Annotated in this window: 21 protein-coding genes; 10 read left to right on the plus strand and 11 right to left on the minus strand. The window is 69.0% G+C overall.

Features of this window, described 5'->3' with window-relative positions; all coding sequences use genetic code 11:
• Nucleotides 1-6: 6 nt before the first annotated feature.
• The 5 genes from F1193_RS03240 to F1193_RS03260 all read right to left on the minus strand — a co-directional run bounded on the left by F1193_RS03240 (nt 7) and on the right by F1193_RS03260 (nt 6325).
• Nucleotides 7-753, minus strand: coding sequence for a calcium-binding protein (locus tag F1193_RS03240; RefSeq protein WP_150096235.1), 747 nt, complete (start codon nt 751-753; stop codon nt 7-9).
• Between the two features lie 80 nt (nt 754-833).
• A complete protein-coding gene (locus tag F1193_RS03245; RefSeq protein ID WP_170263306.1) occupies nt 834-3497 on the minus strand; it encodes a TonB-dependent receptor in 2664 nt (887 codons plus the stop codon).
• Nucleotides 3498-3756: 259 nt separating this feature from the next.
• A complete protein-coding gene (locus F1193_RS03250) occupies nt 3757-4695 on the minus strand; it encodes a FecR family protein (protein ID WP_150096237.1) in 939 nt (312 codons plus the stop codon).
• Nucleotides 4696-4811: 116 nt separating this feature from the next.
• On the minus strand, nt 4812-5348 hold the full coding sequence (locus F1193_RS03255) for an RNA polymerase sigma factor (protein WP_150096238.1): 537 nt from the start codon (nt 5346-5348) through the stop codon (nt 4812-4814).
• 311 nt (nt 5349-5659) lie between these two features.
• On the minus strand, nt 5660-6325 hold the full coding sequence (locus F1193_RS03260) for a haloacid dehalogenase type II (protein WP_150096239.1): 666 nt from the start codon (nt 6323-6325) through the stop codon (nt 5660-5662).
• A gap of 313 nt (nt 6326-6638) precedes the next feature.
• Here F1193_RS03260 and F1193_RS03265 point away from each other — a divergent pair, with 313 nt between their 5' ends.
• Nucleotides 6639-6863 carry a hypothetical protein gene (locus F1193_RS03265; protein WP_150096240.1) on the plus strand — a complete coding sequence of 75 codons (225 nt, stop codon included), beginning with the start codon at nt 6639-6641 and terminating at the stop codon, nt 6861-6863.
• Nucleotides 6864-6926: 63 nt separating this feature from the next.
• On the opposite strand, the gene F1193_RS03270 is transcribed toward F1193_RS03265, so the two are convergent.
• Nucleotides 6927-7346: a Ros/MucR family transcriptional regulator gene (locus F1193_RS03270; protein ID WP_150096241.1), complete on the minus strand. Its 420-nt coding sequence runs from the start codon at nt 7344-7346 to the stop codon at nt 6927-6929.
• A gap of 411 nt (nt 7347-7757) precedes the next feature.
• Here F1193_RS03270 and msrB point away from each other — a divergent pair, with 411 nt between their 5' ends.
• Nucleotides 7758-8189, plus strand: coding sequence for a peptide-methionine (R)-S-oxide reductase MsrB (gene msrB / locus F1193_RS03275; protein ID WP_150096357.1), 432 nt, complete (start codon nt 7758-7760; stop codon nt 8187-8189).
• Entirely contained in the window at nt 8179-10308 is a 2130-nt protein-coding gene (locus tag F1193_RS03280) for a S9 family peptidase (RefSeq protein WP_150096242.1), read from the plus strand. The genes msrB and F1193_RS03280 overlap by 11 nt, the downstream gene beginning before the upstream one ends.
• On the opposite strand, the gene F1193_RS03285 is transcribed toward F1193_RS03280, so the two are convergent.
• Nucleotides 10296-11876, minus strand: a complete 1581-nt coding sequence (locus F1193_RS03285) for a hypothetical protein (RefSeq protein ID WP_150096243.1) — start codon at nt 11874-11876, stop codon at nt 10296-10298. The genes F1193_RS03280 and F1193_RS03285 overlap by 13 nt on opposite strands.
• Nucleotides 11877-11992: 116 nt before the next feature.
• Complete coding sequence (locus tag F1193_RS17015) at nt 11993-12136, minus strand: hypothetical protein (protein WP_170263309.1); 144 nt, start codon at nt 12134-12136, stop codon at nt 11993-11995.
• Here F1193_RS17015 and F1193_RS03290 point away from each other — a divergent pair.
• From F1193_RS03290 to F1193_RS03305, 4 genes are all read left to right on the plus strand, one after another.
• On the plus strand, nt 12135-12737 hold the full coding sequence (locus tag F1193_RS03290) for a superoxide dismutase (RefSeq protein ID WP_150096244.1): 603 nt from the start codon (nt 12135-12137) through the stop codon (nt 12735-12737). The two genes, F1193_RS17015 and F1193_RS03290, sit on opposite strands and share 2 nt — an antisense overlap.
• 254 nt (nt 12738-12991) lie before the next feature.
• A complete protein-coding gene (locus tag F1193_RS03295; protein ID WP_246164094.1) occupies nt 12992-14689 on the plus strand; it encodes a glycosyltransferase family 39 protein in 1698 nt (565 codons plus the stop codon).
• Nucleotides 14690-14831: 142 nt separating this feature from the next.
• On the plus strand, nt 14832-15503 hold the full coding sequence (locus tag F1193_RS03300; protein ID WP_150096245.1) for a Crp/Fnr family transcriptional regulator: 672 nt from the start codon (nt 14832-14834) through the stop codon (nt 15501-15503).
• A 148-nt stretch (nt 15504-15651) separates the two neighbouring features.
• A complete protein-coding gene (locus F1193_RS03305) occupies nt 15652-15843 on the plus strand; it encodes a YgaP family membrane protein (protein ID WP_150096246.1) in 192 nt (63 codons plus the stop codon).
• Nucleotides 15844-16139: 296 nt separating this feature from the next.
• Here the strand turns inward: F1193_RS03305 and F1193_RS03310 are convergent, their stop codons facing one another.
• Nucleotides 16140-17597: a 3'-5' exonuclease gene (locus F1193_RS03310; protein ID WP_170263312.1), complete on the minus strand. Its 1458-nt coding sequence runs from the start codon at nt 17595-17597 to the stop codon at nt 16140-16142.
• Nucleotides 17598-17830: 233 nt separating this feature from the next.
• Between F1193_RS03310 and F1193_RS03315 the strand changes: the two genes are divergently transcribed.
• The gene (locus tag F1193_RS03315; protein WP_150096248.1) at nt 17831-19945 is read left to right on the plus strand and encodes a DUF294 nucleotidyltransferase-like domain-containing protein; all 2115 of its coding nucleotides are present in this window, start codon (nt 17831-17833) and stop codon (nt 19943-19945) included.
• A 15-nt stretch (nt 19946-19960) separates the two neighbouring features.
• Here F1193_RS03315 and F1193_RS03320 read toward each other — a convergent pair whose 3' ends face one another.
• On the minus strand, nt 19961-21022 hold the full coding sequence (locus F1193_RS03320; protein ID WP_150096249.1) for an SLAC1 anion channel family protein: 1062 nt from the start codon (nt 21020-21022) through the stop codon (nt 19961-19963).
• Nucleotides 21023-21475: 453 nt separating this feature from the next.
• Between F1193_RS03320 and F1193_RS03325 the strand changes: the two genes are divergently transcribed.
• Nucleotides 21476-21838: an ArsR/SmtB family transcription factor gene (locus F1193_RS03325; RefSeq protein ID WP_150096250.1), complete on the plus strand. Its 363-nt coding sequence runs from the start codon at nt 21476-21478 to the stop codon at nt 21836-21838.
• Nucleotides 21839-22042: 204 nt separating this feature from the next.
• The gene (locus F1193_RS03330; RefSeq protein WP_150096251.1) at nt 22043-22957 is read left to right on the plus strand and encodes a DMT family transporter; all 915 of its coding nucleotides are present in this window, start codon (nt 22043-22045) and stop codon (nt 22955-22957) included.
• 68 nt (nt 22958-23025) lie between these two features.
• On the opposite strand, the gene F1193_RS03335 is transcribed toward F1193_RS03330, so the two are convergent.
• Nucleotides 23026-26199, minus strand: a complete 3174-nt coding sequence (locus F1193_RS03335; RefSeq protein WP_150096252.1) for an efflux RND transporter permease subunit — start codon at nt 26197-26199, stop codon at nt 23026-23028.
• Nucleotides 26200-26201 lie beyond the last annotated feature (2 nt).

Consider the following 26201-nt stretch of genomic DNA (forward strand, 5'->3'; position numbering starts at 1 on the left):
CGTCGCTCACGCCAGCAACTGACCGTTCGACTGGAGTTCCAGGATGTCGGAGCCGACGTAGCCGGCCAGCGTCAGCGTGTTGGTGCCGTCGCTGATGGTGAGAACCCCGGTCGTATCGTAATAGTTGCTGTAAGTGTAGACGAGGTCGTCGACATCGGTGATGAACGACACAGCGGAGAAGTCGAGCACATCCATGTCGCCGCTGGTGTCGCCGAAATCGGTGATCGCGTCATCGCCCCAGCCGTCGTCGAACACGAAGGTATCGTTGCCGGCATCGCCGGTGAAGGTGTCGTTGCCGGCGAAGCTGTACTGCTTGTCGTTCCCCGACGTGCCGTACTGCTCGGTGCCGGTGGAGGCGAAGTAGCTGTAGAGATAGCTCAGATTGACGGTGCCGCCGGTTCCCATCAGGCCGTAGATGGCGTAGTTGAGCGCCGCCGCCGAGGAACCGCCGAGATCGATCTCGAGCTGCTCGGTGCCGATCGAGAATCCGCTCGATGGATCGCCGGACAGGTCGACCCCGAAGGTCAGCGTTTGGGCCGTGCCTGAGAAGCCGGCCGGCTGCTGATAGGTGAAAGCGCCCTCGAGCAGCACCGAATAATCCCCCGCCACTTCGCCGCCACCGGCCCATTGTTCGTAGGGGGACGTCGCCGGGCTGAAGGTGCCGTGATCGGACAGGGGATCATCCTCTGCCCAGTCGTTCAGGTAGCCCAGCAGGTCGGCACTTGCGCTGGTCTGGTAGATCTTCGCGACCATGTCTTCACCTCATCGTGTGGTTGGTTTCTGCATTCGTCCGTCCTGCGACGGACCCCGGACCCGCACAGCGCGGGAAACCTTTAGAACCTCAAGTTCAGCGACACGGTCGCCGTGCGGCCCGGCGCCGGCAGCGACGAGACGCCGAGCGCCGGCACATAGGCGAGGTCGGTCAGATTGTTGACGGCAAAGCGGAGCCTGGCGTCGTCGGTGACCGCGAGCGAGCCGTAGAGGTCGTAGACCGTATAGCTCTCGGTCTGATAGGTGCCGACGAGGCTGTCCAAATAGCCCCAATTGCCGTCGGCGACGCCGACATAGGTCATGCGGCCGCCGAACGTGAGTCGCCGGTCGAACAGCCGGATGCCGGCGTCGAGGGTGTATTTGGTCTCCGGCGGCACGAAGATGACGTACTGCTCGGTGTTGTAGGTCTCGCCGTTGTAGGTGTAGGTCTTGGCCCAGTCGGTCAGCAGCCGCGTGTACGACGCGCCGACATAGAAAGGGCCGAGGTCGTAATTCGCCTCGAGCTCGAAGCCCTTCATTTTCGTCGTGCCGTCGAGATTGACGTAGGCGGCGTATTCGATCGTGTCGTTGCCGGCGACGAGATCGATGTTGCCGAGCGCGATGTAGTTCTCGACATCGCGGCGGAAGGCGACCGCCTTGGCCCGGAACGTGTCGGTGGCGGTGAAGATCCCGTCCTTCGCGATATTGAGGCCGACCTCGTAGGTCTTGGCCTCCTCGGGCTCGAGCGCCGGGTTGGGGGCGAAGCCCGGCCCATAGGCGCCGGAGTGCGAACCGCCGAGCATCGCCTCCATGATGGTCGGCGGGCGGAACCCGTCCGAGTATTTCGCGAAGACCTGGAGGCCCTTCCACGGTTCGACCGCGACGGTGGCGGTCGGCGTCCAGGCTTGGCCGGAGAGGTCGACATCGACCTGTTCGGTCGGGAAGCGGGTGACCTCTTCCGTCTCCGTGTGGATGTGCGGCGACGAGCAGAAAGTGTCGTCCGGATAAAATGTGTATCCGTTGGAAATCGCGTTGTTGTACCAGTTCTGGTAGGCTGTCGGGTTTGTCGTCCGCAGCGCCACGATGCCGGCCGGAATCGCGCGGCAGATCCGCACCTCGGTTTCGGTGACGACCGTCTCGGTGTAGGGGTTCAGAAAGACCGTCGAGGTGCCCGCCAGCCTGTAGTGCTGGTAGCGCATCCCGCCCGACACGGTCAGCCAGTCGTGCTCGAACGTGGCGTTGCCGAAGCCGCTCCAGACGTCGCGCGTGCCGCTCGGGTTCGCGCCCGTGAACCACAGCGCCATGTTGGGGTCGTCGTCGATGCCCTGCCCTTCGGCCGTGGTGCTGCCGACGTCGCGAAACCCTTCGAGCCCGTAATTGAGCGAGAGCGCGCCGGCCGGCAGCGCGAAGGTGCTGGTGTTGTCGAGGCTGCCGCCGAAGCTCGTCAGCTGATAGCCGGTGGAAACATCGGGGATCTGCGCGTTGCGCGCGGGCCGGAACTCGTCATTGGTGGTGTCGTTGAACCAGAACCGCGCCTTCGCATCGATCAGCGCGCTCGCCGGGTTCCAGCCGAGCGTCGCCGTCGCCGTCTGATTGCGGATCCATTCGTCATTGCGCAGCGCCGCATCGCCCTGGGAGAACTCGGTCCTGTAGCCGAGCCAGCTCAGATCGAGCGACATGTCGTCGGTGGGCTTCATCTCGGCCTTGAACAGCGCGGAGGCGGCGCTCGAGCCCATGAACATCGGCCGGTCGACGCCCAGCAAATCCCAGCCCGCGGAATGCCAGCCGAGGTCGCCGTTCTGGCCGATGGCATACGCGCCGATCTTCTTCTGGCTGAAGCCGGCGAGGACGGAGACGTTGTCCGAGACGCGCACCGCGGCCGACGCCATGCCGGCGAAGTCGAACTCGTTGGTGCCGGTGGTGGCGTCGATCTCGACGCCCCACTGCTGGCCGGGCTTGATGATGTCGTCGGCGATGATGGTGCGGAAATTGACCGAGCCGGCGAGATTCGCCGCGCCGCCCACGCCCGCATTGACGCTCTTGTCGACGTCGATCTCACGCAGCAGCGCGCTGTCGACAAAGGTGTAGCCGGTGGAGCCGTGGCCGCTGCGCTGGAAATTCTGGCGCGCCCCGTCGATCATGGTGACCACCCGGCCCTGGTCCTGCAGGCCGCGGATGTTCACATTGATGCCGGTGTTCTGGTTGTTGTCGCCGGACGTGAACACGCCGGGCACGCTCGCGAACAGATCGCGGGCCGAGCGGGCCGGATGGGTCTGGATCGCCTCGCGCGAGATCACGCTGACGGATTCCGGCACCTCGTAGACCCAGTCCGGCGTGCCCTGGAAGCCCGAGCCGGATGCGGCGTTCCAGCCGCCGGTGACGTCGATCACGTCGAGCACCGTCGCCCCGTCGGCGTCCCCGGTGGTCGCAAGCGAACGCGAACCCGGCCCGGTGATGGTCACCGTCGTCGCATTGGTGAACCGGTAGCTCAGGCCACTGTTGGCGAGCAGCCGGCTGAGCGCCTCGGTTCGGCTGAACGTGCCCTGCGCGCCGGGCGACTGGAGGCCGCGCACCAGATCGGCATTGAAAAACAACTGCACGCCGGTGCTGCGCGAAAACTGCATCAGCGCCTGCGACAGCGGCTGCGGCGGAATGCTGAGCGACACAGCGCCGCCGGCCGCGGCCGGTTGGCTCTGGGCCAGCGCGCCGGCCGGCAGCGCCACCAGCGTGCCCAGCGCCGTCGTCATCATCAGCGCCAGCAGCAGCCTGCGTGTATGCCCGCGTGCCCGCCCACATGATTGCAAACGCCACGCATTCGCATCGCTAGATCCCAGAATGCCGCCGGTCCGATCGCCTGCCATCGCAACGCCCCACCCTCTCCCGCAAGCGGCGGGATCGCCGGAGGGCGTCGTCAAGCCCCCCTTAAGGGCTGACACCCGGCAGAGCGGGCCGCATGATCGCGCCCGCGAAATTTCGCCGATTCCAAGCTGCCATCCGCAGACCGCGTCACCACGCCGGATAGACCAGGGCGATCCGCTCGGTTGCCCGCAGCACGCGCACCGGCAGGGTGTCGGCGATCGTCTGCAGGGCGTCGTCCGGCTGGCGCGTGTCGAACACCGCCGTCACCGGAATGGCGCCGATCGCCCCGCTCAGCAGCAGGATGCGGCCGCGACGGTAGCGCTCGATTTCGACCAGCACCCGGCGCAGCGGCACGTCCTGGAACACCATGCGGTCTTGGCGCCAAGCTTCCACCGCCTCCAGATCCGCGCGCACGAGGCCGCCCAGCCCGTCGCGGCCATAGCTGACCTGCCAGCCCTGCCCGACCCGGATGGCGGCCGGCGCATCGGCCGCGCGCACCGCCACCGCGTGCTCGGCCACCGCCACCGTGACGAGACCGTCGACATGCTTCACGTCGAAGCGGGTGCCGAGCGCCTGGATGGAGCCGCCGGCCGCATGCACGCGGAACGGCCGGCCGGCATCGGCCGCGACATCGAAATACCCCTCGCCGCGAAACAGGCGGAGGTCGCGTCCGCGATCCGTGACATCGACCGACAGCGCCGAATGGCTGCCGAGTTCGACCGAGCTGCCGTCGGCCAGCACCAGCGTACGCCGCTCGCCGACATCGGTGACGACATCGGCCATCAGGTCGCCGCGGCCGAGGGCGTAGATGCCGCCGGCGCCGATCAGCGCCGCGCCGCCCACGGCGAGCGCGCGGCGCCGGCTCATGGCGGCCTGCGACCGGCGCAGACGCGCGATCTCCGGCTCGACGACGTCGAACCGCCTCCACAGCCCTTCGGCCTTTGTCCACGCCGCCGCATGGGCGGCGTCCTGGGCGAGCCAGCGCTGGAACGCCCGGCGATCGGCGTCGCTGGCCTTGTCGTCGCGCAGCCGCACCAGCCATTCCAGCGCCGTCACGAGGGTCGGGTCGGGAGCGTCCTTCGCCATGGTCTCACTGCGGCCTTGGTCCGGCCGGACGGCGCGGAACGGGAGCCTCTATCCCTAATGACACCCGGATGACGGCAAAGAAGGATGGCTGCGGGCAACAAATCACGGCCGGCCGGTCAGGTCCGCTCCGGTCCGGTCTGCTCCGGTCCTGTCTCCTCCAGGCGGCGGTGGAGGTCGGTCAGGGCGGCAACGATCTGCGAAATCACCGTGTTGCGCGACACGCCCTGCCGGGCGGCGATCTCGTCATAGCTCAGCCCCTCGAACTTGTTGAGAACGAACGCCTCCCGCCGCCGCGGCGGCAGCGCGGCCACCGCCTTGAGCACGCGCCGCAGCTCGCAGCGGACAACCGCCGCCGTCTCCGGCGACGGGCCGGGATCGGCGATGGCCTTGAGGTCTTCGTCCGGCAGACCGATCTCCGACCGGCGCGCCGTATCGCGCAGATGATTGAGGGCGAGATTGCGGGCCGCGCAGGTGAGATAGGCCGGGCAGTTGGCGAGATCGCCGCAATCGGGGCCGACCAGCAGCTTGAGGAACGCCTGGTGGACGAGATCCTCGGCGGTGGCGCGGCTGCCGACCAGGCGCCGGACGAGCTTCTTCAGCCGCCCCTGTTCCGAGGCGTACACGCGCGCCAGATCGATCGTGCGGGCCACCATGCCTCGAGTGTCCAGAACCGGCGTCGAGAGCGCCATCCGATCCGACTGGATCAGATCGGGCGATCTAACTCTTTGAATTGGCGCATTCTCTTTCGCAAGACCGGCTCCCACTCTTGCGGAGAATGCTCTGTTGTCCAGAACCGCTGCCCAGGCGCTTGACGGATCGGTCGAAGACCGCTGCCATCCGCCCAGGGTCACCCGCGGATTCTCATACAGGATGAAAAATACACCTGCAAATACAATGATTTGGATCGCCTCTAAGCTGACCCGGCAAGTTGGCGCGAACGGCGGCACCGCCGGTGCCCCGCGTGTCAGCCCAGCAGCAGGTCCGGCAGGGCGTCGAGGCCGGACAACGTGGCGACCGGGTCGAGCCCGTCATATTCGGCCGGCGCGCCGGAGCGGTTGACCCACACCGGGCGGAAGCCGAACGCCGCCGCCCCGGCAATGTCCCAGCGGTTGGAGGAGACGAAGGCGATCTCCTCGCCGGCAGCGCCGAGCGCCGCGGTGGCCAGCGCATAGACCTCCGGGCGCGGCTTGTAGAGCCGCACCGCATCGACCGACAGCACGTGGTCGAACCGATCGGCGAGCCCGGAGGCCGCCAGCGCGTCCGCCAGCATGTCCGGCGTGCCGTTCGACAGGATGGCGGTGGCAAGCCCGCCCGCCCGCAGCCGCGCCAGCATGCCGGCAACCTCCGGATAGGCGTCGAGGGTGCGGTAGGCCGCGAGCAGCCGGGGCTTGAGCGCGCGATCGACCCCGGTGAGGCCGAGGGCGGTGTCGAGCGCCTGTTCGGCCAGCTCCCAGAACGGCTGGTAGCGGCCCATCAGCGTCAGCGTCCAGGAATATTCCAGATGGCGCTGGCGCCACAGCGCCGACAGCTCCGCAGCGCGCGGGCCGACCGCAGCATCGTGCCGGCGCACCGCCGCAGTGACGTCGAACAGCGTGCCATAGGCATCGAACACCACCGCGCGCACCGGCATCCAGTCCTCCCCTGATGTCTGGCCATGGTGCCGCAACGGCGGCCATCGCGAAAGTGCCGGCGGGGAGGCGGTTCCCTGCCCGCTCTGCAAGACATGCGCCTGATGAAGAACAGACTTGCTGCCGCTGAAGAACAGACTTGCTGCCTTGCCGGCAAGGGCGCGTTCGCGGGCATGTCCGGCCGACGCGCGAGGCCGGCCGCTGGCGGCAAGGCCCGGCAGGCGCAGGGGAATCCGGCCCCGGCCCGATCCACGCTCAAGGAATTTATGCCCAGAGCCAGCCGTCCCCCGCACACTCGCCGCAAGGAGGAGCGGCATGCGGGAACAGAGTACACGGCGCGGCGCCATTCGCGCCTTCCGGACGGAGGATGTCGCGGCGCTGGCCGAGGCGCGGGCGGCCGCGTTCGATGGGTTCGGCGACCCGGCCGGGCGCGGGGCGCACGCGCTCCGTGCGGAACGGCGCAACAGGGGCGGGAAAGCTTACGATCTGCTGCGCCATCTCGGACTGGTGCGGCGCCGCAAGCGGCAGGCGCCGGCCTGACCCCGCAAACGGAACGGGCGGCCGCATGGCCGCCCGCAATGCGTGTAGTCGTACCGAGGAAGATCAGCGGCCCTTGCGGCGGCGCTGCTGGCCAAGGCCCATCTGCTTGGCCAACGCCGAGCGCGCGGCGGCATAGTTGGAGGCGACCATCGGATAGTCCGGCGGCAGGCCCCACTTCTCGCGATACTGCTCGGGCGTCAGGTTGTACTGCGTGCGCAGGTGGCGCTTGAGCGACTTGAACTTCTTGCCGTCTTCCAGGCAAATGATGAAATCGGCGGTGACCGACTTCTTGAGCGGCACGGCCGGCTTCAGCGGCTCGGCGGGCGCTTCGGTCTTGCCGCTGGAAACCTTCAGCAGAGCCGTGTACACGTCACTGATCAGGTTCGACAAATCCCCCGACGCCACCGAATTGTTGCTCACATAGGCGGAGACGATGTCGGCGGCGAGTTCGATAAAATTCGACGAGCTGGAACTGTCTGACATTTCCTCGGTGTCCTTCTAGTGCGAACCTCTGCAAGGACGCGGAGGTTCGCCCCATGATGGCAGCGCTTTCTCACCCCAACGCCCATTCTGCTGATGTGCGACGACAGGCGTCGAATCGAGCATCCTGTGTTCTGGTTCTCCTAAACTATATCTTCCGGCAACTTGCAAGGCGTTATTTCCGCCCAAGTACGATTGTGCTTTCGATATCCGCTGCCGCCAAGCTTTTTCCAATCGGCCAAGACCGGCGCAGGTGTAAAGCGTGGTAGTGGTGAACACTGAGTTCCGGCGTCAACCGGTTGCCGGCGGCACCGTCACGCTGGCGTGACCAAGGCCGCCTTGCGCCGCCGGCCGCGCCGCCCCAATTCCCGCAGGGGCTCGGACGCCAAAGAAAAGAAGAGGCAAACCATGACCATGACGAAGACGGCGCCTCCCCACCACCCCCGCGTGGTCAAGAGCGACGCCGAATGGCGGGCGATCCTCACCCCCGAGCAGTACGAGGTCACCCGCGGCCACGGCACCGAGCGGGCGTGCTCAAGCCCGCTGAACCACGAAAAGCGGGCCGGCAACTTCGCCTGCGTGTGCTGCGGCGCGCCGCTGTTTCGCGCGGGCACCAAGTTCGACTCGGGCACCGGCTGGCCGAGCTTCTTCGAGCCGGTGGACGGCGCGGTGACCGAGCACGACGACCGCGCGTGGTTCATGCACCGCACCGAGGTGCGTTGTGCCGCCTGCGACGCCCATCTCGGCCACGTCTTCCCGGACGGCCCGCCGCCGACCGGCCGCCGCTATTGCATGAACGGCGTGGCGCTGCGCTTCGAGCCCGAAGGCGGGTCCGATGCGGCGTGAGGGAATGGGAGGCGGCGCCGTGAGCGCGCCCACGGCGCCGATCGCGCCGCGCCGGCCATCGGTGCGCAATCTGCACGGCCATGTGCTTGAGGACGATTACGCCTGGATGCGCGCCGAGAACTGGCAGGAGGTGCTGCGCGACCCCAAGCGCCTCGACCCCGCCATCCGTGCCCATCTGGAGGCCGAGACCGCCTATGCCGAGGCGGTGCTGGCGGGCGAGGCCGATCTGCGGCAGACGCTCGCCGCCGAGATGCGCGCCCGCATCAAGGAGGACGACGCCGCGGTGCCGGCCCCCGACGGGCCGTTCGCCTACTACACCCGCCACCGCGCGGGCGGCCAGCACCCGCTGGTCTGCCGCACCGCGCGGGCGGGCGGACCGGAGGAGCTGCTGCTCGACGGCGACGCGCTGGCCGCCGGCAAGGCGTTCTTCCATCTCGGCGACTGGCAGCGCTCGCCGGACCACCGGCTGCTCGCCTATGCCGCCGACGAGACCGGCTCGGAGTTCCAGACGCTGCGGGTGCGCGACCTCGCCGCCGGAACCGATCTCGCTGATGCTGTGCCCGACATCGCCGACGACATGGCGTGGGCCGCCGCGGGCGACGCGCTCTATTACGTCCGCCGCGACGCCCACCACCGCCCCTCGCGCGTCTTCCGCCACCGGCTCGGCACCGATCCGGCCAGCGACGAGCTGGTGTTCGAGGAGGCCGATCCCGGCCTGTTCGTCGGCCTCGCCGAGACGCAGGCGCGACGGCTGGCGCTGATCACCGTCGGCGACCACGAGACCTCGGTCGCCTATGCGCTCGATCTCGCCGACCCGCAGGCGCGCCCGCGCCTGCTGGCGCCGCGGCGCCAGAGCGTGCGCTACTCGGCCGAGCACCATCCCGGACAGCGGCTGTTCTACATCCTCACCAATGCCGACGGCGCCGAGGACTTCAAGGTGGCGGTGGCGCCCGAGGACGATCCCGCGCCCGCCGCCTGGCGCGATCTGGTGGCGCACCGGCCGGGCACGCTGATCCTCGACATCGCTTTGTTCGCCAACCACCTCGTGCGGCTGGAGCGGGAGGACGGCCTGCCGCGCCTCGTCGTGCGCGCGCTCGACAGCGGCGCCGAGCACACCATCGCCTTCGGCGAGGAGGCCTATTCGCTGAGCCTCCACGCCGGCTACGAGTTCGACACCAGGACGGTGCGCTTCGTCTATTCGTCGATGACGACGCCGGCCGAGACCTACGACTACGACATGGCGCGCCGCACCCGCGTTCTGCGCAAGCGCCAGGAGGTGCCCTCGGGCCACGACCCCGCCGCCTATGTCACCCGCCGCCTGCACGCGCGGGCACCGGACGGCGAGAACGTGCCGGTGACCGTGCTCTATCGCGCCGGCACGCCGCTCGACGGCTCGGCGCCCTGCCTGCTCTACGGCTATGGCGCCTATGGCATCTCGATGCCGGCAGGGTTCCAGACCGCGCGGCTGTCGCTGGTCGATCGCGGCTTCATTTATGCCATCGCCCATGTGCGCGGCGGCACCGAGAAGGGCTGGCGCTGGTATCGCGAGGGCAAGCTCGACCGCAAGACCAACAGCTTCACCGACTTCATCGCCGCCGCCCGGCACCTGATCGCCGAGGGCTTCACGGCAAAGGGCCGCCTCGTTGCCCAGGGCGGCTCGGCCGGCGGGCTGCTGATGGGGGCGGTCGCCAACATGGCGCCGGAGCTGTTCGCCGGCATCATCGCCGAGGTGCCGTTCGTCGACGTGCTGACAACCATGCTCGACGACACGCTGCCGCTGACGCCGCCGGAATGGCCGGAATGGGGCAACCCGATCGAGGATGCCCGCGCCTTCGAGATCATCCGCGCCTATTCGCCGCTCGACAATGTGGCGGCGCGCCCCTACCCGGCGATGCTGATCCTGTCCGGCCTCGCCGACCCGCGGGTGACCTATTGGGAGCCGGCGAAATGGGCGGCGAAGCTGCGCGCCGCCACCACATCGGGCCGGCCGATCCTGCTGCGATTGAACATGGATGCCGGCCACGCCGGCGCCGCCGGCCGCTTCGACCGCCTCGACGAGATCGCCTGGGCCTACGCCTTCGCCCTCAAGGCCGTGTCGGGCCGGGATCAGCCGGCCTGATCCCGGCCCTTTTGTTCGGCGCGCTTGTGCTCGACGCGCTCGACATGGTCGCGCAACGCCTGGACCGAGGCGAAGCGCACCAGCCCCTCGGGCAGATCCGCCTCGATCGAGCCGTCGGCATAGAGCGTGTACGCCATGCCGCCGATCACCCCGGCCTTGAGGATGCGGCTCGATGCCGGATCCTCCGGCGTATCCGTCACGGCTTCCGGCTGTCTCGGCACCGGGGGTGTTGGCACCGGCTCTCTTGAAGCCGGCTGCATCGGCACCGGCGGCCGTGTGGCCGCGGGCGGGGCCGGCACAGCCGCGCCGCCGGCCGGCGGAGTGGGCGCGGACTCAGGCTCGGGCGTGCCATCCGGCGTCAGGCCCTGGCCCCAGGCCTTCTGCCAGGCCGCCCGGAACGGATCGACCCGCTCCGGCTCCGCCTTCGGCTCGGGCTTCGGTTCCGGCTTGGGTTCCAGTCTGGCGAGTTCCGGCTTGGCCGGTTCCGGCTTCAGGAGCTCCGGTCTGGACTGGTCCGCCTTGGGCTGGAACCGCGAGTCCGGCCGGACGTCGGGTCTGGACGCGGGCCTGCCGGCGTCGGGCTTGCCCTCAGGCTTGCCGGACTCAGGCGTTCCGGCCTCAGGTTTGGGCTCGGGCCGGGGCACGGGCTTGAATCCGAATCTCGGCTCGCCGAGAGGCTTGGTCTCCGGCCTCAAGTCCGGCTCGCCCTTCGCCTCAGGCGCCGCCTCGGCTTTCGCGTCGGGTTTCGTTTGCGGCTTTGTCTGGGGATTGGCCTCGAATCCCGGCCCTGGCCGCGCCTCGGGCGCGGGTTCCCGTCGCGGCCGCAACCCGAAGCCCGGCTTCGCCTCGGAAATCGCCTCGAGCCGGGACTGCGGCCGCGCATCGTCGCGCGCCTGCGGCGGCTCGGCCGGCTGCGGCCGCGCGTGCGGCGCGTAGAGGGAGAGATCCACCTCGGGTTCCGGCTCGGGCACGCGCAGCGGCGGGATGCGCAGCGTCTCGGGCTGCAGGCGCGCCTGCTGGGACCGCTCGGCCAGGACGCGCGGCGGCGCCGGCGCCATCTCGTCCAGCATGCCGGCATCCTCCGGCGCGAGACCGGACACCGGCATCTGGCGCGCCAACTCGTGCGGCAGGGCGCGCGACGCCTCCTGCGGCCGCTCCAGATCGACGGGCGGAACCGGCGGCTTGATCGGCGCCTGAACCGGCGCCGGCATCGGCGGGTAGGGCTGGGCCGGGGCCGGCGGCGGCGCGTGCAGCGGAACCTGTGCCGGACCCTGCGCCGATCTCGGCGGGGCCGGCGGCCGGGCCATCGGCCGGGCAGCGGGCCGCCCAGCGGCCCCCGGCCCCGTGGTGGCCGGCCGCGCCAGGAGATCCATGCGCGAGCCGATCTCCTCCAGCGCCGCGAGGATGCTGCCGAGGCCAATGGCGAGAAGCCCCCCGGTCAGCCCCACCGTGCCGGCGAGAATGAGGGTGTTGTCGAAGCCGAACGCCAGAAACGGCATTCCGCCCACAATGGCCGCCAGTCCGCTGACGGCCAGGATCGTCCCGAGGACGATCAGAAAGATGGCCATGTCGTCACCTTGCCGCGCGCCTGCCGCGGCTTCGCAGAGTCATGATCCAAAATCAGCCGCGATTCCACAACCAGACCGTTCGGCGCCGCCGTTGTCTCGGCGCGCCGGCCCTCTATCTAGATGATGTCCCAGGTCCGCCTGGCCCGCGGCAGGGTCGCCCGACCCGGCGGAATCAACCCGTTCACGAAGGTCTTCGCGATGTCGTTCACGAACCAACTCATGAAGGTCTTCTCGAACCCGTTCAAGAAGGTCTTCGCCATGTCGTTCTCGCTCCCGGACCTGCCTTACGCCTACGATGCCCTCGCCCCCTATATGAGCCGCGAGACGCTCGAATATCACCATGACAAGCATCATCTCGCTTATGTCAACAATGGCAATAACTTGTTGAAAGGCACGGACTGGGAGGGCAAACCCCTTGAGGACGTGGTGGTCGGCTCGTTCGGCAAGAACACCGGCCTGTTCAACAATGCCGGCCAGCACTACAACCACCTGCACTTCTGGAAATGGATGAAGCCCAACGGCGGCGGCAAGATCCCCGGCCGGCTGGAAGCGAAAATCATCGCCGATTTCGGCTCTGTGGATAAGTTCAAGGAGTTCTTCATCCAGGCCGGCGTCACCCAGTTCGGCTCCGGCTGGTGCTGGCTCGCGGTCAAGGACGGCGCGCTCGTCGTCTCCAAGACCCCGAACGGTGAAAATCCGCTCGTTCACGGTGCCCAGCCGATCCTCGGCTGCGATGTCTGGGAGCATTCCTACTACATCGACTACCGCAATCGCCGGCCGGACTACCTGAAGGCGTTCATCGACAACCTCGTCAACTGGGAATATGTGGACGAAATGTTCGAGGCCGCCCTCAAGAAATAAAAAACTAATTACCATGTGCAGCGGCGGCGGACGCCGCCGCACTGCAGCGTCGAATTCTATTCATGAACCTATGGCATCCACTACCAAAGTTGCCGCAATCCTGATCAATATGGATGGATTGGCGGCGGTCGGGCCGCGCAAGCCGCTTCCGTAACGGAGCGGGGACACCGGCCGCAAGCTTTTGGATCGGTCTCCGAAGTCCGGCACGCGAAACCGTCGTGCCGGACTTCGCACGCGAGGGCTGTGGGGTCACGATGTTCAGAGTAGCGGCGCGCAACTGGGCTGGCGCGCACCTTGCCGATATTGCCGCGCTGGCGCTGCTTGGCGCGCTCTCCGTGGTGGCGCTCCTGACCTTCCGCCACTACGGCCTGGGATGGGACGACTACACCCACGCCGAATATGGCGAACTGCTGCTCGCCTACTACACCTCCGGCTTCGAGGACACGCGGGCGCTGTCCTTCGTCAATCTCTATTATTACGGCGGCGGCTTCGACATGCTGTCGGCGATCGTGGCGCGCATCCTGCCGCTCGACCTGTTCGCCGCCCGCCGCCTGATGGGCGCCGTCGTCGGGCTGATCGGCCTCGTCATCACCTGGCGGCTCGGCCGCCGGCTCGGCGGCCCCAATGCCGGCCTTGCTGCGCTGGTGCTGCTGACGCTCTGCCCGCTCTATTACGGCCACATGTTCATGAACGCGAAGGACGTACCCTTCGCGGTGGCCAAGATCAGCCTGCTCTATGCGCTGGTGCGCGCCTTCGAGGAATATCCAAAACCGTCCTGGAAGACGGTGGCGCTGTTCGGCCTGACCCTCGGCCTGACCCTCGGCACCCGGGTGATGGGCGGCATCGCCGTGCTGTCGGTGGGGCTCGCCGGCATCGTGCTGCTGACGCTGGAGGCGCGGCGGATCGGCCTGAAGTCGGCCATCGGCCGGTTCGGCGCCTTCGCCGGCATTCTGTGCTGCGGCCTGGTGCTGGCCTATGGCGTGATGGGGCTGGTGTGGCCGTGGTCCATCGCCGAGCCGCTCAACCCGGTCCGGGCGGTGATGTACTTCACCAAGTTCTGGGAGGTGCCCTGGCGCGAGCTCTACGAGGGCTCGGCGGTTCTTGTGCCGGAGATGCCGCGCGGCTATGTGCCGACGCTGTTCGCGGTCACCATGCCGGAAGTGTTCCTGCTGCTGGCGCTGCTCGGCATCGGGGTGGCGCTGCGCACGCTGTTCCGCGCCGACGCGCCGCCGATCCGCCGCACCATCGAGATCCTGCTGCTCGGCGCCGCCCTGGTGCCGATCCTGGTGACGGTGGCGACCAAGCCGGCGATGTACAACGGCATCCGCCACTTCGTGTTCGTCACCCCGCCGCTGGCGGTGCTCGGCGGGCTGGCCGTGGCCTGGCTGATCGAGCGGCTGGCGCCGCTGCCCCGGCTGCGCGCCGCCACCTTCGGCGCGCTGGGCCTCGCCGCGTCGGTGACTGTCGTCGACATGGTGCGGCTGCACCCCTACCAGTACGCCCACTACAACCATCTGATCGGCGGGCTGCAGACCGCCGACCGCGAGTTCATGCTTGACTATTGGGGCCTCGCCTTCAAGCAGGCCGGTGAGGAGCTGCGCGCCGAGATCGACCGGCGGGGCCTGAAGCCGCCGGTGGGGCGGCGCTGGAAGGTCGCCACTTGCGGCCCGCACAATGCGGCGCGCATCGCGCTCGGCCCCAATTTCGTCGTCACTTACGACACGCACGGCGCCGACTTCGCTCTGATGCTCGGCGAATACTACTGCCAGCGGCTCCCGCTGAAGCCGATGGTCGAGGTGAGCCGGGAAGGCGTGATGTTCGCGGCGGTCTATGACGTCCGCAGCGCCGACCCGCTGGCCAGCGTGTTCTCCACCCCGCCGATCCAGCCGCCGCTGCCCAACCAGCAGCAGGCCTCCGGCCGTGCGGCGATGCCGCGGCCGGCGGCGCCCTGACCGCGGCCGCCGCCGCCACCGCGCGCCGGGCCGGCTGACGGCCGCGGAGCCTCTTGAAGGCGCGTGCCTGTTGTGGGCACTGTGAGCCGGCGCGCCGGGAGCGGGAAGCCGTCAGCGGGAACCTGCGCGCGGGGGGCGGCGCATGAACAGCCTGGCACGGATCGACTGGATCGCGAAGGTTCCGGGGCTCGACCGGCTCGACGGCGAGGCGCGAGCGCTGATCGCCACCCGCACGCCGCTGGTGCAGGTGCCCAAGGGCGGCCACGCCTTCGCCGCCGGCACCGAATGCAGCTCCTATCTGGTGGTGGTGACGGGCTGCGTGCGCGTCCAGCTCATCGCCGAGAACGGCCGCGAGATCGTGCTCTACCGCGTTCGCTCGGGGGAGAGCTGCGTGCTCACCACCTCCTGCCTGATGACCCGCGCGCCCTACGGCGCCGAAGCCATCGCCGAAGACGACGTGGTGGCAGCGGCGCTGCCGGGCGAGACCTTCCGCGCCCTGCTCGCCAGCTCGGCGACCTTCCGCGACTTCGTGCTGGCGGCCTATGCCGACCGCGTCGCCGACCTGATCCTGACCATGGAAGACGCGGTGTTCCACCGCATCGACCGGCGGCTCGCCCGCCTCCTGCTCGCCCGCAGCATGGCGGCGGTGACGGCCACCCACCAGGAACTCGCCGCCGAGCTCGGCTCGGCCCGCGAGGTGGTGTCGCGACAGCTCAAATCGTTCGAGAAGCAGGGGCTGGTCGTGCTGTCGCGCGGCCGCATCGACATCGTCGACCGTGCGCGCCTCGTCCGCCTCGCCGACGAGGCGGATTGACCCGCCGCCCGTCTGCCGTTTGTGACGTTTCCCGGCCGTTTGTGACAAGGTCACCGACGCTGCGGCGGCCATCGGTCATGGTGACGCCATGCCCGACGGGCACCGGCGTCCCCGGCCGGCCACCAAGTCACTTCTGGAGACGTAGAGAATGACCACCAACGTTGGCGGGATCGACCGCGCGCTGCGTATCATCGCCGGTATCGCCCTCATCGCCTTCGCGCTGCTGTCGGGCAACCAATATGCCTGGATCGGCTGGATCGGCGTGGTCCCGCTCGCCACCGCCATGCTCGGCTGGTGCCCGGCCTATTCGATGATCGGCGTGTCGACCTGCTCGCGGTAGAGCGTCCGCCGATCTGATTGGATCAAGCGGACGCGTCTCAAGTCTTTGAGTTATCGCATTCTCTCTCGCAAAACCGGTTCCCACTTTTGCGGAGAATGCTCTAGACGCAAGCCGCACGCCGTAAGACGATCCCGGCCTGCGCGGCTCACGCCGCCGGGCCGGGACGACAGCCTGGGCCTCATCATCCCGAGCGAGGCGCCGGCCGAGACCGGGATCGTCGGCAGAATAGGCCCCCTCTATCCTGAAGGCGATCCCGGCTTGCGCGCTGCGTGCTTGGCCGGGACGGCGACGGGGGCTCACCAGCCCACGTCGGGGGCCTGGGCTTGGCGCTGCTTCATCATGCGCTGCGAGATCTCCACCGCCTGGCCGAAGGTGCCGAGACCGCGCGCCTCCAGCATCACCAGCAGCTTCACCCACAGCTTGGCGGTGGCGATGGCGTCGCCGAGCGCGGTATGGCGGCCCTCGACATTGACGCCGAGCCGGTGGGCCATCGCCGACAGCGAATGGTCGGGCTGGTCGGGAAACACGTGGGCGGCGAGCAGCAGCGCGTCGAGCACCGGATTGTCGAAGACGACGCCGGCCTCCTTCTCGCGCTTGGCCAGGAAGGCCATGTCGAAGGCGATGTTGTAGGCCACCAGCACCGCATCGCCGGCGAATGCCTTGAACGTCGGCAGCACCTCGCGCACCGGCGGCTGGCCGGCCACCATGTCCGCCGTGATGCCGTGGAACTTTATCGAGGCCTCCGGAATCGGCCGGCCGGGATCGATCAGCTGCAAATAGGTTTCGCCGGTCAGCAGCCGGCCATTGACCACCCGGACCGCGCCGATCGAGATCAGTTCGTCGCCGCCGCCGGGATTGAGGCCGGTGGTCTCGGTGTCGAACACCACGAACGCAATCTTGCGCAGCGGCGTCTCGGACAGCGTGGTGCGCGCCGGCTTGAACAGGTCGAAGTCGTAGAATTCGGGGCGCGGCGGGATCGGCTCGGGCGACGCGGGCACGCTGACCGGCCCCTCGGTGGTCTCGGTGAAGGTCAGCACATAGCCGGAGATCTCGCCCGTGGGCTCGCGCATCAGGCCGAGCCGCGCCTTCAGCGAGATTTCGGAGTCGAGCGCCGACACCACGCAGCGGTGAATCCGCAGCACCGGGTGGGCGTCCGAGGCGGAGCGGCGCAGCATCTCCAGGGTCTGGCGGATCGGCTCCTCGGCCAGCACGCCGAACAGCGGCCGGTCGAGCCCGAGCCCCGCCGGCCGGTGCAGCAGGCGCCGGGCCGCCTGATTGTAGAGCAGGATGCGGTGGTCGAGATTGCACACCACCACGCCCTCGGCGAGGTCGACCAGGATCGCCTCCAGCCGGCTCATCTGCTCCTCGGCGCGCCGGGTGGCCGCCGCGATGGCCTTGCCGGTGGCCTGCTGCGCCGCGTCGAGCTTGCCGAGCAGGGCCGCGATCTGCTCCGGCAGCCGGCCCAGCGCGTGCCCGTCCGGCACGTCCAGCGCCCGCGCCTGCGGATTGTCCTGCAGGAGCCGCAGGTCGCGCGTCAGCGCCTCCAGCGGCAGGATCAGCCGGGCGTGCAGCAGCCACCACCCGGCGAGCCCGGCCAGGATGCCGCCGCCGGCGACCAGCGAGACATAGAGCCCGGCCTGCGCCGGCGGCGCCCCCGCCGCACTGGCGACGGCGAGGATGGCCGCCGCCGCCACCACGGCGCCGACCAGACCGATGCCGCCGACCACGGCCAGGACGAGCGTGCGTGGCTGCATCCTCTGCTCCCTGTGCGGTTTCCGGGCGATCCCTACGGGAACCCGCAAACGATCTCGCCGAAAATCCTCGTCCGGCAGCGGGATTTCCGCGACCGGACGACGGCTCGAAGGCCCGATCGGCCGCAAACCGCCTGAACCCCATCCAGACGGAAGACTGGTTCGACCGAAACAATCGTACAAGGTCGCATTGAGACGAGTCGACTGTGCCTGCATATTGTTGCAGGGAAAACGACATGCTTCAGACCAGCGCCACGCCGCTGATCGCGCTCGACGCCGTGGCCATCGATTGCGATGCCAGCGACGTCGATCCGCGGCGCGCCCGGCTCGGCCGGATCGGGGCGGCGCGCATCCGCGCCGGCCGGCTGACCGACGACAGCCTCGACGATACCCTGCCGGCCGCAACGGACGATGCCGCGCTGCCGGACATGGCGGGCGTGGCCGGCCGGCTCGACGGGTTTCTCGGCACGGCGGTGGTGATCGGCCACGAGGTCGGGTTCGACCTGGCGGTGCTGGGGCGCGAATACGAGCGCGCGGGCCTCGCCCGCCAGCCGCCGCGGGTGCTCGACGTGCGGGCGCTGGCCGAGGTCGTCCGGCCCGACCTCGCTGGCTTCTCGCTCGATGTTCTCGCCGGCTGGCTGGGGCTTGCCGCGCCCCCGCAAGCGACGCCCCCGCACGCTTCCCCGGCCGCGCCCGAGCGGGCGCGGCTGATCGCCGCGATCTTCATCGCCCTGGTGCCGCACCTGCGCGAGACCGGCATCCGCACCCTGGCCGAGGCCGAGCAGGCCTGCCGCGGCCTGCTGGAGGCGCGCGAGAGCGGCCGGCGCACCGTGGCGGAAGACGACGCCGCGGCCAGCCGCGTCGATGCCGAGCGCACCTTCGCCCAGCTCGACAGCTATCCCTACCGCCACCGCGTCGCCGAGGTGATGTCGCAGCCGCCGCTATTCACCGCTGCCGACGCGCCGGTGGCGGCGGCGCTGAAGGAGATCATCGACCGGCGCATCTCCTCACTGTTCGTCGCCCCGCCGGGGGCCGCGCCGGAGGACGGCCCGTTCGACGCCGAGGGCGTCGGCATCGTCACCGAACGCGACCTCGCCCGGGCCCTGGCCGAGCACGGGGTGGCGGTGCTGGCCATCTCGGTCAGCGCGATCATGAGCGCGCCGCTGGCGGCGGTGCCGGCGGACGCCTTCGTCTACCGGGCCATCGGCCGGATGGACCGCCTGAGGGTGCGCCATCTCGGGGTGGTCGACGAGATCGGCCAGGTTGTCGGCGCGCTCTCGGCGCGCGATCTTCTGCGCATGCGCGCGCGCGATGCCGTCTCATTGGGTGACGAGATCGACGAGGCGCCGGATGTGCCGGCGCTGGCCAAGGCATGGGCGAAGATCGCCTCGGTGGCGGCGAGCCTGCTCGCCGAGGGCGTCGGCGCCCGCGACATCGCCGCGGTGATCTCGCGCGAGCTCGGCGCGCTCACCCGCCGTGCCGCGGTGCTGGCCGAGCAGACGCTGAGGGCGCGCGGCCGCGGCAAGCCGCCCTGCCGCTACGCCGTGCTGGTGCTGGGCTCGGCCGGGCGCGGCGAGAGCCTGCTGGCGATGGACCAGGACAACGCCATCCTGTTCGCGCACGGCGCGCCGGACGGACCGGAGGACCGCTGGTTCGCCGAACTCGGCAGCGAGCTCGCCGACATCCTGCACGCCGCCGGGGTGCCGCTGTGCAAAGGCGGGGTGATGGCCAAGATGCCGGCCTGGCGCGGCAGCCTTGAGACGTGGCGCGAGCGCGTTCGCCACTGGATCACCCGCTCAAAGCCGGAGGATCTGCTGTCGGTCGACATCTTCTTCGATCTGCGCTGCGTGCACGGCGACGCCCGCATGGCGCGCGACCTGTGGCAGGAGGCGTTCGACGCGGCGCGCGGCCAGGTCGGCTTCGCCAAGCTCCTGGCCGAGGCCGGCGGCCATGCCCAACCGGCGCTCGGCCTGTTCGGCGGCTTCAAGACCGAGAGCGGCCGCGTCGACCTCAAGAAGACCGGGCTGTTCGCCATCGTCACCGCGGCGCGCTGTCTCGCCATCCGCCACCATGTCGTCGAGCGCTCGACCCCGGCGCGGCTGGCCGGGGTGCGGGCGCTTGGCGTCGGCGGCGAGCGCGACCTCGACCATCTGGCCGAGGCGCAGAGCGTGCTGCTCGAAGCCATCCTGCATCAGCAGATCGAGGACGTGCATTCCGGGCGGCGGCTCGGCAATGCCGTCGATCCCGGCCGGCTCGATGCGACGATGCGCGAGCGGCTGAAGGAGGCGCTGCGCGTCGTCGGCACCATCGACGAGCTGGTCCGGACGCTGATGTTCGCTGCCGCCCGCTGAAGCAGAATGCGGGCTTCACTCCGGCACGCAGATCCGGCCCTGCGCCTGCGCCACCAAGGTGCGCACCAGCAGGACGACAATCAGCACCAGGAGAAACGCCCACAGGCCGAGCCCGGCAAAGGTGACGCCGGGGATGCCGGCCTTGGCGCCATAGGTGAGGGTGGCGATGGTCAGCCCGGCCGTGGGGAAGGACAGCGCCCAGAACGGCACGCCGAACGGTGCCTTGGCGATACGGCCGGCGGCGGCGACCACCAGCAGGGCAAAGGCGATGGTGGCGCCGAAGAGCACCTGCGCCCCGGCATCGAGCCCGCCGGTGAGCTTCACATAGGCGATGAAGGCCACCGCCGGCGGCGCGATCAGGATCGCCAGCGTCGGCACCAGCTTGGGCGGCAGCGGCGCCTCGAACACGAAGCGGTGGATCACCATCGGCAGCAGCACCAGCCAGAACATGAGGCCGGTGCCGAAGAACAGCCACGACACCGACAGGTAGCCCAGATCGACGCCGGCGATCGGCATCACCACATTGCCGACGGCGGGGATGAACCAGGCCGGATTGAGCGTGGCGACCGGAATGGTGCGCGGCCCCATCCAGTGCGACACCACGCCGACGAAGCCGATGGCGTGACCGATGGCGGCGATGATCCACACCACCCGCGCCACCCCCGGCGCATGGGGCAGCAGCATGGTCGCCACCAGCGCCAGCGCGATGCTGGCGGCCGGGAAGAAATTGATGCGCACGTGGTGGTGCCATTCCGCGACCACCGCGTGGGGATAGCGCAGGAGCTTGATGAAATAGGCTAGGAAGATGAAGCTGCCCACCGCCAGCGTGATGCCGGCCGCCGTCAGCGCGATCCACTGCGCGGTGACGGCGAGGCCGCCGCCCAGGGCGCGCGCCGCCGCCTGGCTCGCCAGCGTGGTGCCGGCCAACCCCATGACCATGCCGAACAGCCCCACCGGCATGTGCGCCAGCGCACCCTCTTCGCGTGCCGGCGGGGTGTGGAATTGTGCCGGTTTCTCAAATGTCTCGACCGCCTGCAATTGCGACATGGCCTGCTCCAGCTTCACCAAGTGAACCATTCCCCAGCGAGCTCTTCCGAGTGAACTATTCCAAGTGACCTATTCCAAGTGAACTATTCCAAGTGGATCATCCCCAAGTGAGCGATCCCCTATTTGGCGGTCCCCGATTTGGCGGTCCCCACTTGCGCTTGACCTCGCAGGTTCCCCTCGCAGGTTCCACGCGCGGCGTCGGTGACCTTGTCACCGACGCCCGCCGGGCGCGCAAGGCGCGCAAGGCGCACCAGATGCGCTTGGTACGCTAGGCGCACCAAGGATCGGTATTTGTTGCGTCTATTCACATGTGTAAATGTGTAATGACATTGGCCGTCCGCATGCCAAGCTTTCGCGAGGGGATGTCATGAGCGGTCCGGCGCGTCCCGCCCGCTGCGTTTCGACGGTGCCGTCGCGGCCGCGCCGCCCGGCGAGCGGCGCCGGCGCGCTGCCCTCGCCCTTCCCAACCGGCGCGATATCCCGATGACTCCTCCGCATCTCCCCCGCAGCGACGCCGGCCCAGGCGAGCCCTCCCTCGACGTCGCCGAGCTGTTGCGGCATGCGCGCGACGCCAGCGAGTTCCTCAAGGCGCTGGCCCACGAATCGCGGCTGGTGATCCTGTGCCTTCTGGTTGAGGGCGAGAAGTCGGTGATGGAGCTGGCCGAGCTTCTGGACGAGCGCCAGCCCGCGGTGTCGCAGCAACTGGCGCGCCTGAAGGGCGAGCACCTTGTGCGCGCCCGGCGCGAGGGCAAGCACATCTATTACTCCCTGGCGCGCGACGAGGTGCGCGCGATGATCGTCGCCCTGCACGCGGCGTTCTGCGCGCCGTCCTGCGGCGGCAAATGACCGCATCCCTGCCGCGCGTTTGCAGGCGTTCAGAATTGGCGCCGTGCGTGATTTGGTAGTCGTTTCCGCTCCGGTGAGTCTGAACGGGTCCGCACCGTCGCCGCGCGCCTCGTCCCCCCCGATCCCCCGGTCTCCGTGCCGCGCCCTCCCGTGCGGCAGGCCCCGCACTCTTTTCCTCACACCTTTTGCCCCGACCCTGCGGCCATGACGCTTCCCCTGAAGGGCATGCTCCTCAAACTGCTGGCGGTGTTCTGCTTCACCGGCCTGTCGGGGCTCGTGCGCCACATCGGCACGGCGGTGCCGGCCGGCGAGGTGGTGTGCTTTCGCGCCTTCTTCACGATCGTGCCGCTCCTGGCGTGGCTCGCCTATGAGGGCGAGCTGGCCACCGCCCTGCGCACGCAGCATCCGCTTGGCCACTTCTTTCGCGGCCTCACCGGCATCTTCGCGATGTTCTTCATGTTCACCGGCCTCGCGCTGCTGCCGCTGGCAGAGGCCACGGCCATCAGCTTCGCGATGCCGCTGATCTCGGTGGCCTTCGCGGCGCTGTTCCTCAAGGAGAAGGTGCGGCTGTTCCGCTGGAGCGCGGTGGCGGTGGGGCTCGCCGGGGTGCTGATCATCCTGTGGCCGCGCTTCGGTGGGGGCGACGTCACCAGCACGGCGGCCATCGGCGCACTCGCCTCGCTCACCGGCGCGGTGCTGTCGGCGGGTGCGGTGGTGCAGATCCGGCGGCTGACCTACACCGAGACCACCGGCGCCATCGTGTTCTATTTCGCGCTCTATTCGACGCTGATGGCGCTGGCGACCGCGCCGTTCGGCTGGGTGGTGCCCGACATCGAGACCATCGCCGCCCTGATCGCCACCGGCCTGCTCGGCGGGGTGGCGCAGATCCTGATGACGCAGAGCTACCGCTACGCCGACGCCTCGCTGCTCGCGCCGTTCGACTATACGGCGATCATCTGGGCGACGGCGCTGGGCTGGGTGGCGTTCCGCGAGGTGCCGGGGCCGATGGTGCTGGTGGGCGCGGCGATCGTCGTCGGCGCCGGGCTCGTGGTGATCTGGCGCGAGCGCCGGCTCGGCCTCAAGCGCAGCCGCGAACGCGAGGCGGCGACGCCCGATTGAGGCGGCTTGCGGACGATCGGGATTGCGGCTGATCGGCCGCAATCCCGGTGAGTGTCCGGGCCGCCGCCTCAGCCGGCCGCGGCGCCGCTGGCCTCCGCCCGGCGGCGAGCCCGCCGCTCGGAAAAGCCCGCGATCCAGCGGCAGATCACATAGAACACCGGCGTGAAGACGAGGCCGAACACGGTGACGCCGATCATGCCGGAGAACACCGCGGTGCCGAGCGCGCGCCGCAGTTCCGAGCCGGCGCCGGTGGCCCAGGCCAGCGGCACCACGCCAAGGATGAAGGCGAGCGAGGTCATGATGATCGGCCGCAACCTCAGCCGCGCCGCCTCCATCGCCGCGGCGAAGCGGTCGCGGCCCCCGTCCTCCAGCTGCTTGGCGAACTCGACGATCAGGATGGCGTTTTTCGATGCCAGCGCGATCAGCACCACGAAGCCGACCTGGGTGAGGATGTTGTTGTCCATCCCGCGCAGCAGGATGCCGGCGATCGAGGCGACGAGACACATCGGCACGATCAGGATCACCGCCAAGGGCAGCGTCAGGCTTTCATATTGCGCGGCCAGCACCAGGAACACGAACACCACGCCGAGCACGAAGGCGAAGGTGGCGGTGTCGCCGGCGCGCTGCTGCTGGAAGGCGATGTCGGTCCACTCATAGCCGATGCCCGGCGGCAGGGTCTCGGCGGCGATCTTCTCCATGATCGCCATGGCCTGCCCTTGCGAGGTGCCGGGCATGGTGTCGCCGTCGAGCTCGGCCGCGGGATAGATGTTGTAGCGCGGCGTGCGGTAGGAGCCGGAGATGTCGCGCACCGTGGTGAAGGAGCCGAACGGCACCATCTCCCCGGCCTTGTTGCGCACGTGCAGCTTCAGAATGTCGTCCGGCTCCAGCCGGTAGGGCGCGTCGGCCTGCGCCTGGACGCGGAAGGTGCGGCCGAACAGATTAAGGTCATTCACGTAGGACGAGCCGATATAGACCTGCAGCGTGTTGAAGGCGTCGGCGATATTGACGCCGAGCATCTGCGCCTTGGTGCGGTCGATATCGAGATAGAGCTGGGGCGTCGCAGTCTCGTAGAGCGAGAACACCTGCTTCAGCCCCGGCGTCTGCGCCGCCTTGCCCATCATGCCATAGACCGCGCCCTGCAGCGCCTGCGGCCCGAGCCCGGCCCGGTCCTCGATCATCATGCGAAAGCCGCCGGCATTGCCGATGCCGTCCACCGGCGGCGGCAGCACGACGATCATGAAGGCGTCCTGGATCGCCGCGAACTTGCGGAACAGCTGGCCCTGGATCGCCGTCGCCGACCGGCTGGGATCGCCCCTGCGGGCCTCGAACGGCTCCAGGATGACGAACATCGCCCCCGCATTGGGCGCGTTGGTGCGGGTGGCGCCGGAGAAGCCGACGATGTTGACGACGTGGGCGACGCCGGGCGTCGCCAGCACCATGTCGGCCGCCTTGCGCATCACCGCGTCGGTGCGCGCCATCGAGGCGCCGGGCGGCAGCTGCGAGGCCACCACCAGCACGCCGCGGTCCTGCTGCGGGATGAAGCCGCGCGGCGTATCGGCGAAGAAGTTGAGGCCGGCGGCGATGATCGCCGCATAGGCGATCAGCATCACCACCGCGATGCGCACGACCTTGCCTACCACCCAGCTGTAGCTGCGCGCCACGCCGTCGAAGCCGCGGTTGAAAAGGCGGAAGAACGCGTGGAACGGCTTCTCCCACCATGTGTCGCGATGGCGCGGATCGTGGGGCTTCAGCAGCAGCGCGCACATCGCCGGCGACAGCGTGAGCGAGATGATCAGCGAGATCACCGTGGCGCTGGCGATGGTGAGCGCGAACTGGCGGTAGAACTGGCCCGAAATGCCGGTGATGAACATCGAGGGAATGAACACCGCGCACAGCACCAGCGCGATGGCCACCAGCGCGGTGCCGACCTCGTCCATGGTCTTGCGCGCCGCCTCGTGCGGCTCCATCCCGGTGGCGATGTTGCGCTCGACGTTCTCCACGACGACGATGGCGTCGTCGACGACGATGCCGATGGCCAGCACTAGGCCGAACAGCGACAGATTGTTGATCGAGAAGCCGGCGACGCTCATCACGAAGAAGGTGCCGATCAGCGAGATCGGAATTGCCAGAATGGGGATGATCGCCGCCCGCCAGGTCTGCAGGAACAGGATCACCACCAGCACCACCAGCGCCACCGCCTCCAGCATGGTCTCGATCACCGCATTGACCGACTGCTGGATGAACTGAGTGGGGTTGTAGAGGACGGCGTATTTGACGCCCGGCGGGAAGGACTTGGACAACTCCTCCATCGTCGCCAGCACGGCGTTGCCGGCGGTGAGCGCGTTGGAACCCGGACGCTGGAAGACGCCGAGCCCGACCGAGGGGTCGCGGTCGAGATAGGAGGTGGAGGCGTAGTCCTGCGCCGTCAGCTCGACCCGCGCCACGTCCTTGATACGGACGATGGCGTTGTCGGTTTGCTTGACCACGACGTTGGCGAACTGCTCGGGCTCGGTGAGCCGCCCCAGCGTCTGCACCGCGACCTGGAAGGCAAGCTGGTCTGGCACCGGCGGCTGGTTGAGCACGCCCGAGGCGACCTGGATGTTCTGCGCCTGCAGCGCGGCGGTGACGTCGCCCGCCGTCAGGTTCAGCGACTGCAGGCGGTCGGGATCGAGCCACACCTGCATCGCATAGTCGCGGCTGCCGAACACCGTGATGGAGCCGACGCCGTCGACGCGCGACAGCACGTCCTTGATCTGGATGTTGGCGAAGTTGGAGATGAACAGCGTGTCGCGCGACTTGTCGGGCGAATAGAGGCTCACCACCATCAGGATGTTGGGGGAGCTCTTGGCGACCGTGACGCCGATCTGCTGCACCTGGGATGGCAGGCGCGGCGTGGCGGTGGCGACGCGGTTCTGCACCTGCACCTGGGCGATGTCGAGATTGACGCCGATGTCGAAGGTCACCGAAATCGTGAAGCGGCCGTCGGCGGTGGAGTTGGAGTAGATGTAGAGCATCCCCTCCACGCCGTTGATCTGCTGCTCCAGCGGCGCCACCACGGTGGCGGCCACGGTCTCGGAGCTGGCGCCGGGATACTGTCCGGTGATGTTGATCACCGGCGGCGCGATCTCGGGATACTGCGCCACCGGCAGGCGGAGGAACGCCACGCCGCCGAGAATGATGAAGACGATCGACACCACCGAGGCAAAGATCGGCCGGTCGATGAAGAAGCGGGACAATCGCATGG

It is taken from the genome of Blastochloris sulfoviridis (genome assembly GCF_008630065.1).
GTDB classification, from domain to species: Bacteria; Pseudomonadota; Alphaproteobacteria; order Rhizobiales; family Xanthobacteraceae; genus Blastochloris; species Blastochloris sulfoviridis.

What these genes read in the sequence shown, in the direction of transcription:
- F1193_RS03240 (WP_150096235.1), bottom strand. Translation starts at nt 753, where the DNA reads ATGGTCGCGAAGATCTACCAGACCAGCGCAAGTGCCGACCTGCTGGGC.
- F1193_RS03245 (WP_170263306.1), bottom strand. Translation starts at nt 3,497, where the DNA reads ATGACGACGGCGCTGGGCACGCTGGTGGCGCTGCCGGCCGGCGCGCTG.
- F1193_RS03250 (WP_150096237.1), bottom strand. Translation starts at nt 4,695, where the DNA reads ATGGCGAAGGACGCTCCCGACCCGACCCTCGTGACGGCGCTGGAATGG.
- F1193_RS03255 (WP_150096238.1), bottom strand. Translation starts at nt 5,348, where the DNA reads ATGGTGGCCCGCACGATCGATCTGGCGCGCGTGTACGCCTCGGAACAG.
- F1193_RS03260 (WP_150096239.1), bottom strand. Translation starts at nt 6,325, where the DNA reads ATGCCGGTGCGCGCGGTGGTGTTCGATGCCTATGGCACGCTGTTCGAC.
- F1193_RS03265 (WP_150096240.1), top strand. Translation starts at nt 6,639, where the DNA reads ATGCGGGAACAGAGTACACGGCGCGGCGCCATTCGCGCCTTCCGGACG.
- F1193_RS03270 (WP_150096241.1), bottom strand. Translation starts at nt 7,346, where the DNA reads ATGTCAGACAGTTCCAGCTCGTCGAATTTTATCGAACTCGCCGCCGAC.
- msrB (WP_150096357.1), top strand. Translation starts at nt 7,758, where the DNA reads ATGACGAAGACGGCGCCTCCCCACCACCCCCGCGTGGTCAAGAGCGAC.
- F1193_RS03280 (WP_150096242.1), top strand. Translation starts at nt 8,179, where the DNA reads ATGCGGCGTGAGGGAATGGGAGGCGGCGCCGTGAGCGCGCCCACGGCG.
- F1193_RS03285 (WP_150096243.1), bottom strand. Translation starts at nt 11,876, where the DNA reads ATGGCCATCTTTCTGATCGTCCTCGGGACGATCCTGGCCGTCAGCGGA.
- F1193_RS03290 (WP_150096244.1), top strand. Translation starts at nt 12,135, where the DNA reads ATGTCGTTCTCGCTCCCGGACCTGCCTTACGCCTACGATGCCCTCGCC.
- F1193_RS17015 (WP_170263309.1), bottom strand. Translation starts at nt 12,136, where the DNA reads ATGGCGAAGACCTTCTTGAACGGGTTCGAGAAGACCTTCATGAGTTGG.
- F1193_RS03295 (WP_246164094.1), top strand. Translation starts at nt 12,992, where the DNA reads ATGTTCAGAGTAGCGGCGCGCAACTGGGCTGGCGCGCACCTTGCCGAT.
- F1193_RS03300 (WP_150096245.1), top strand. Translation starts at nt 14,832, where the DNA reads ATGAACAGCCTGGCACGGATCGACTGGATCGCGAAGGTTCCGGGGCTC.
- F1193_RS03305 (WP_150096246.1), top strand. Translation starts at nt 15,652, where the DNA reads ATGACCACCAACGTTGGCGGGATCGACCGCGCGCTGCGTATCATCGCC.
- F1193_RS03310 (WP_170263312.1), bottom strand. Translation starts at nt 17,597, where the DNA reads ATGCAGCCACGCACGCTCGTCCTGGCCGTGGTCGGCGGCATCGGTCTG.
- F1193_RS03315 (WP_150096248.1), top strand. Translation starts at nt 17,831, where the DNA reads ATGCTTCAGACCAGCGCCACGCCGCTGATCGCGCTCGACGCCGTGGCC.
- F1193_RS03320 (WP_150096249.1), bottom strand. Translation starts at nt 21,022, where the DNA reads ATGGTTCACTTGGTGAAGCTGGAGCAGGCCATGTCGCAATTGCAGGCG.
- F1193_RS03325 (WP_150096250.1), top strand. Translation starts at nt 21,476, where the DNA reads ATGACTCCTCCGCATCTCCCCCGCAGCGACGCCGGCCCAGGCGAGCCC.
- F1193_RS03330 (WP_150096251.1), top strand. Translation starts at nt 22,043, where the DNA reads ATGACGCTTCCCCTGAAGGGCATGCTCCTCAAACTGCTGGCGGTGTTC.
- F1193_RS03335 (WP_150096252.1), bottom strand. Translation starts at nt 26,199, where the DNA reads ATGCGATTGTCCCGCTTCTTCATCGACCGGCCGATCTTTGCCTCGGTG.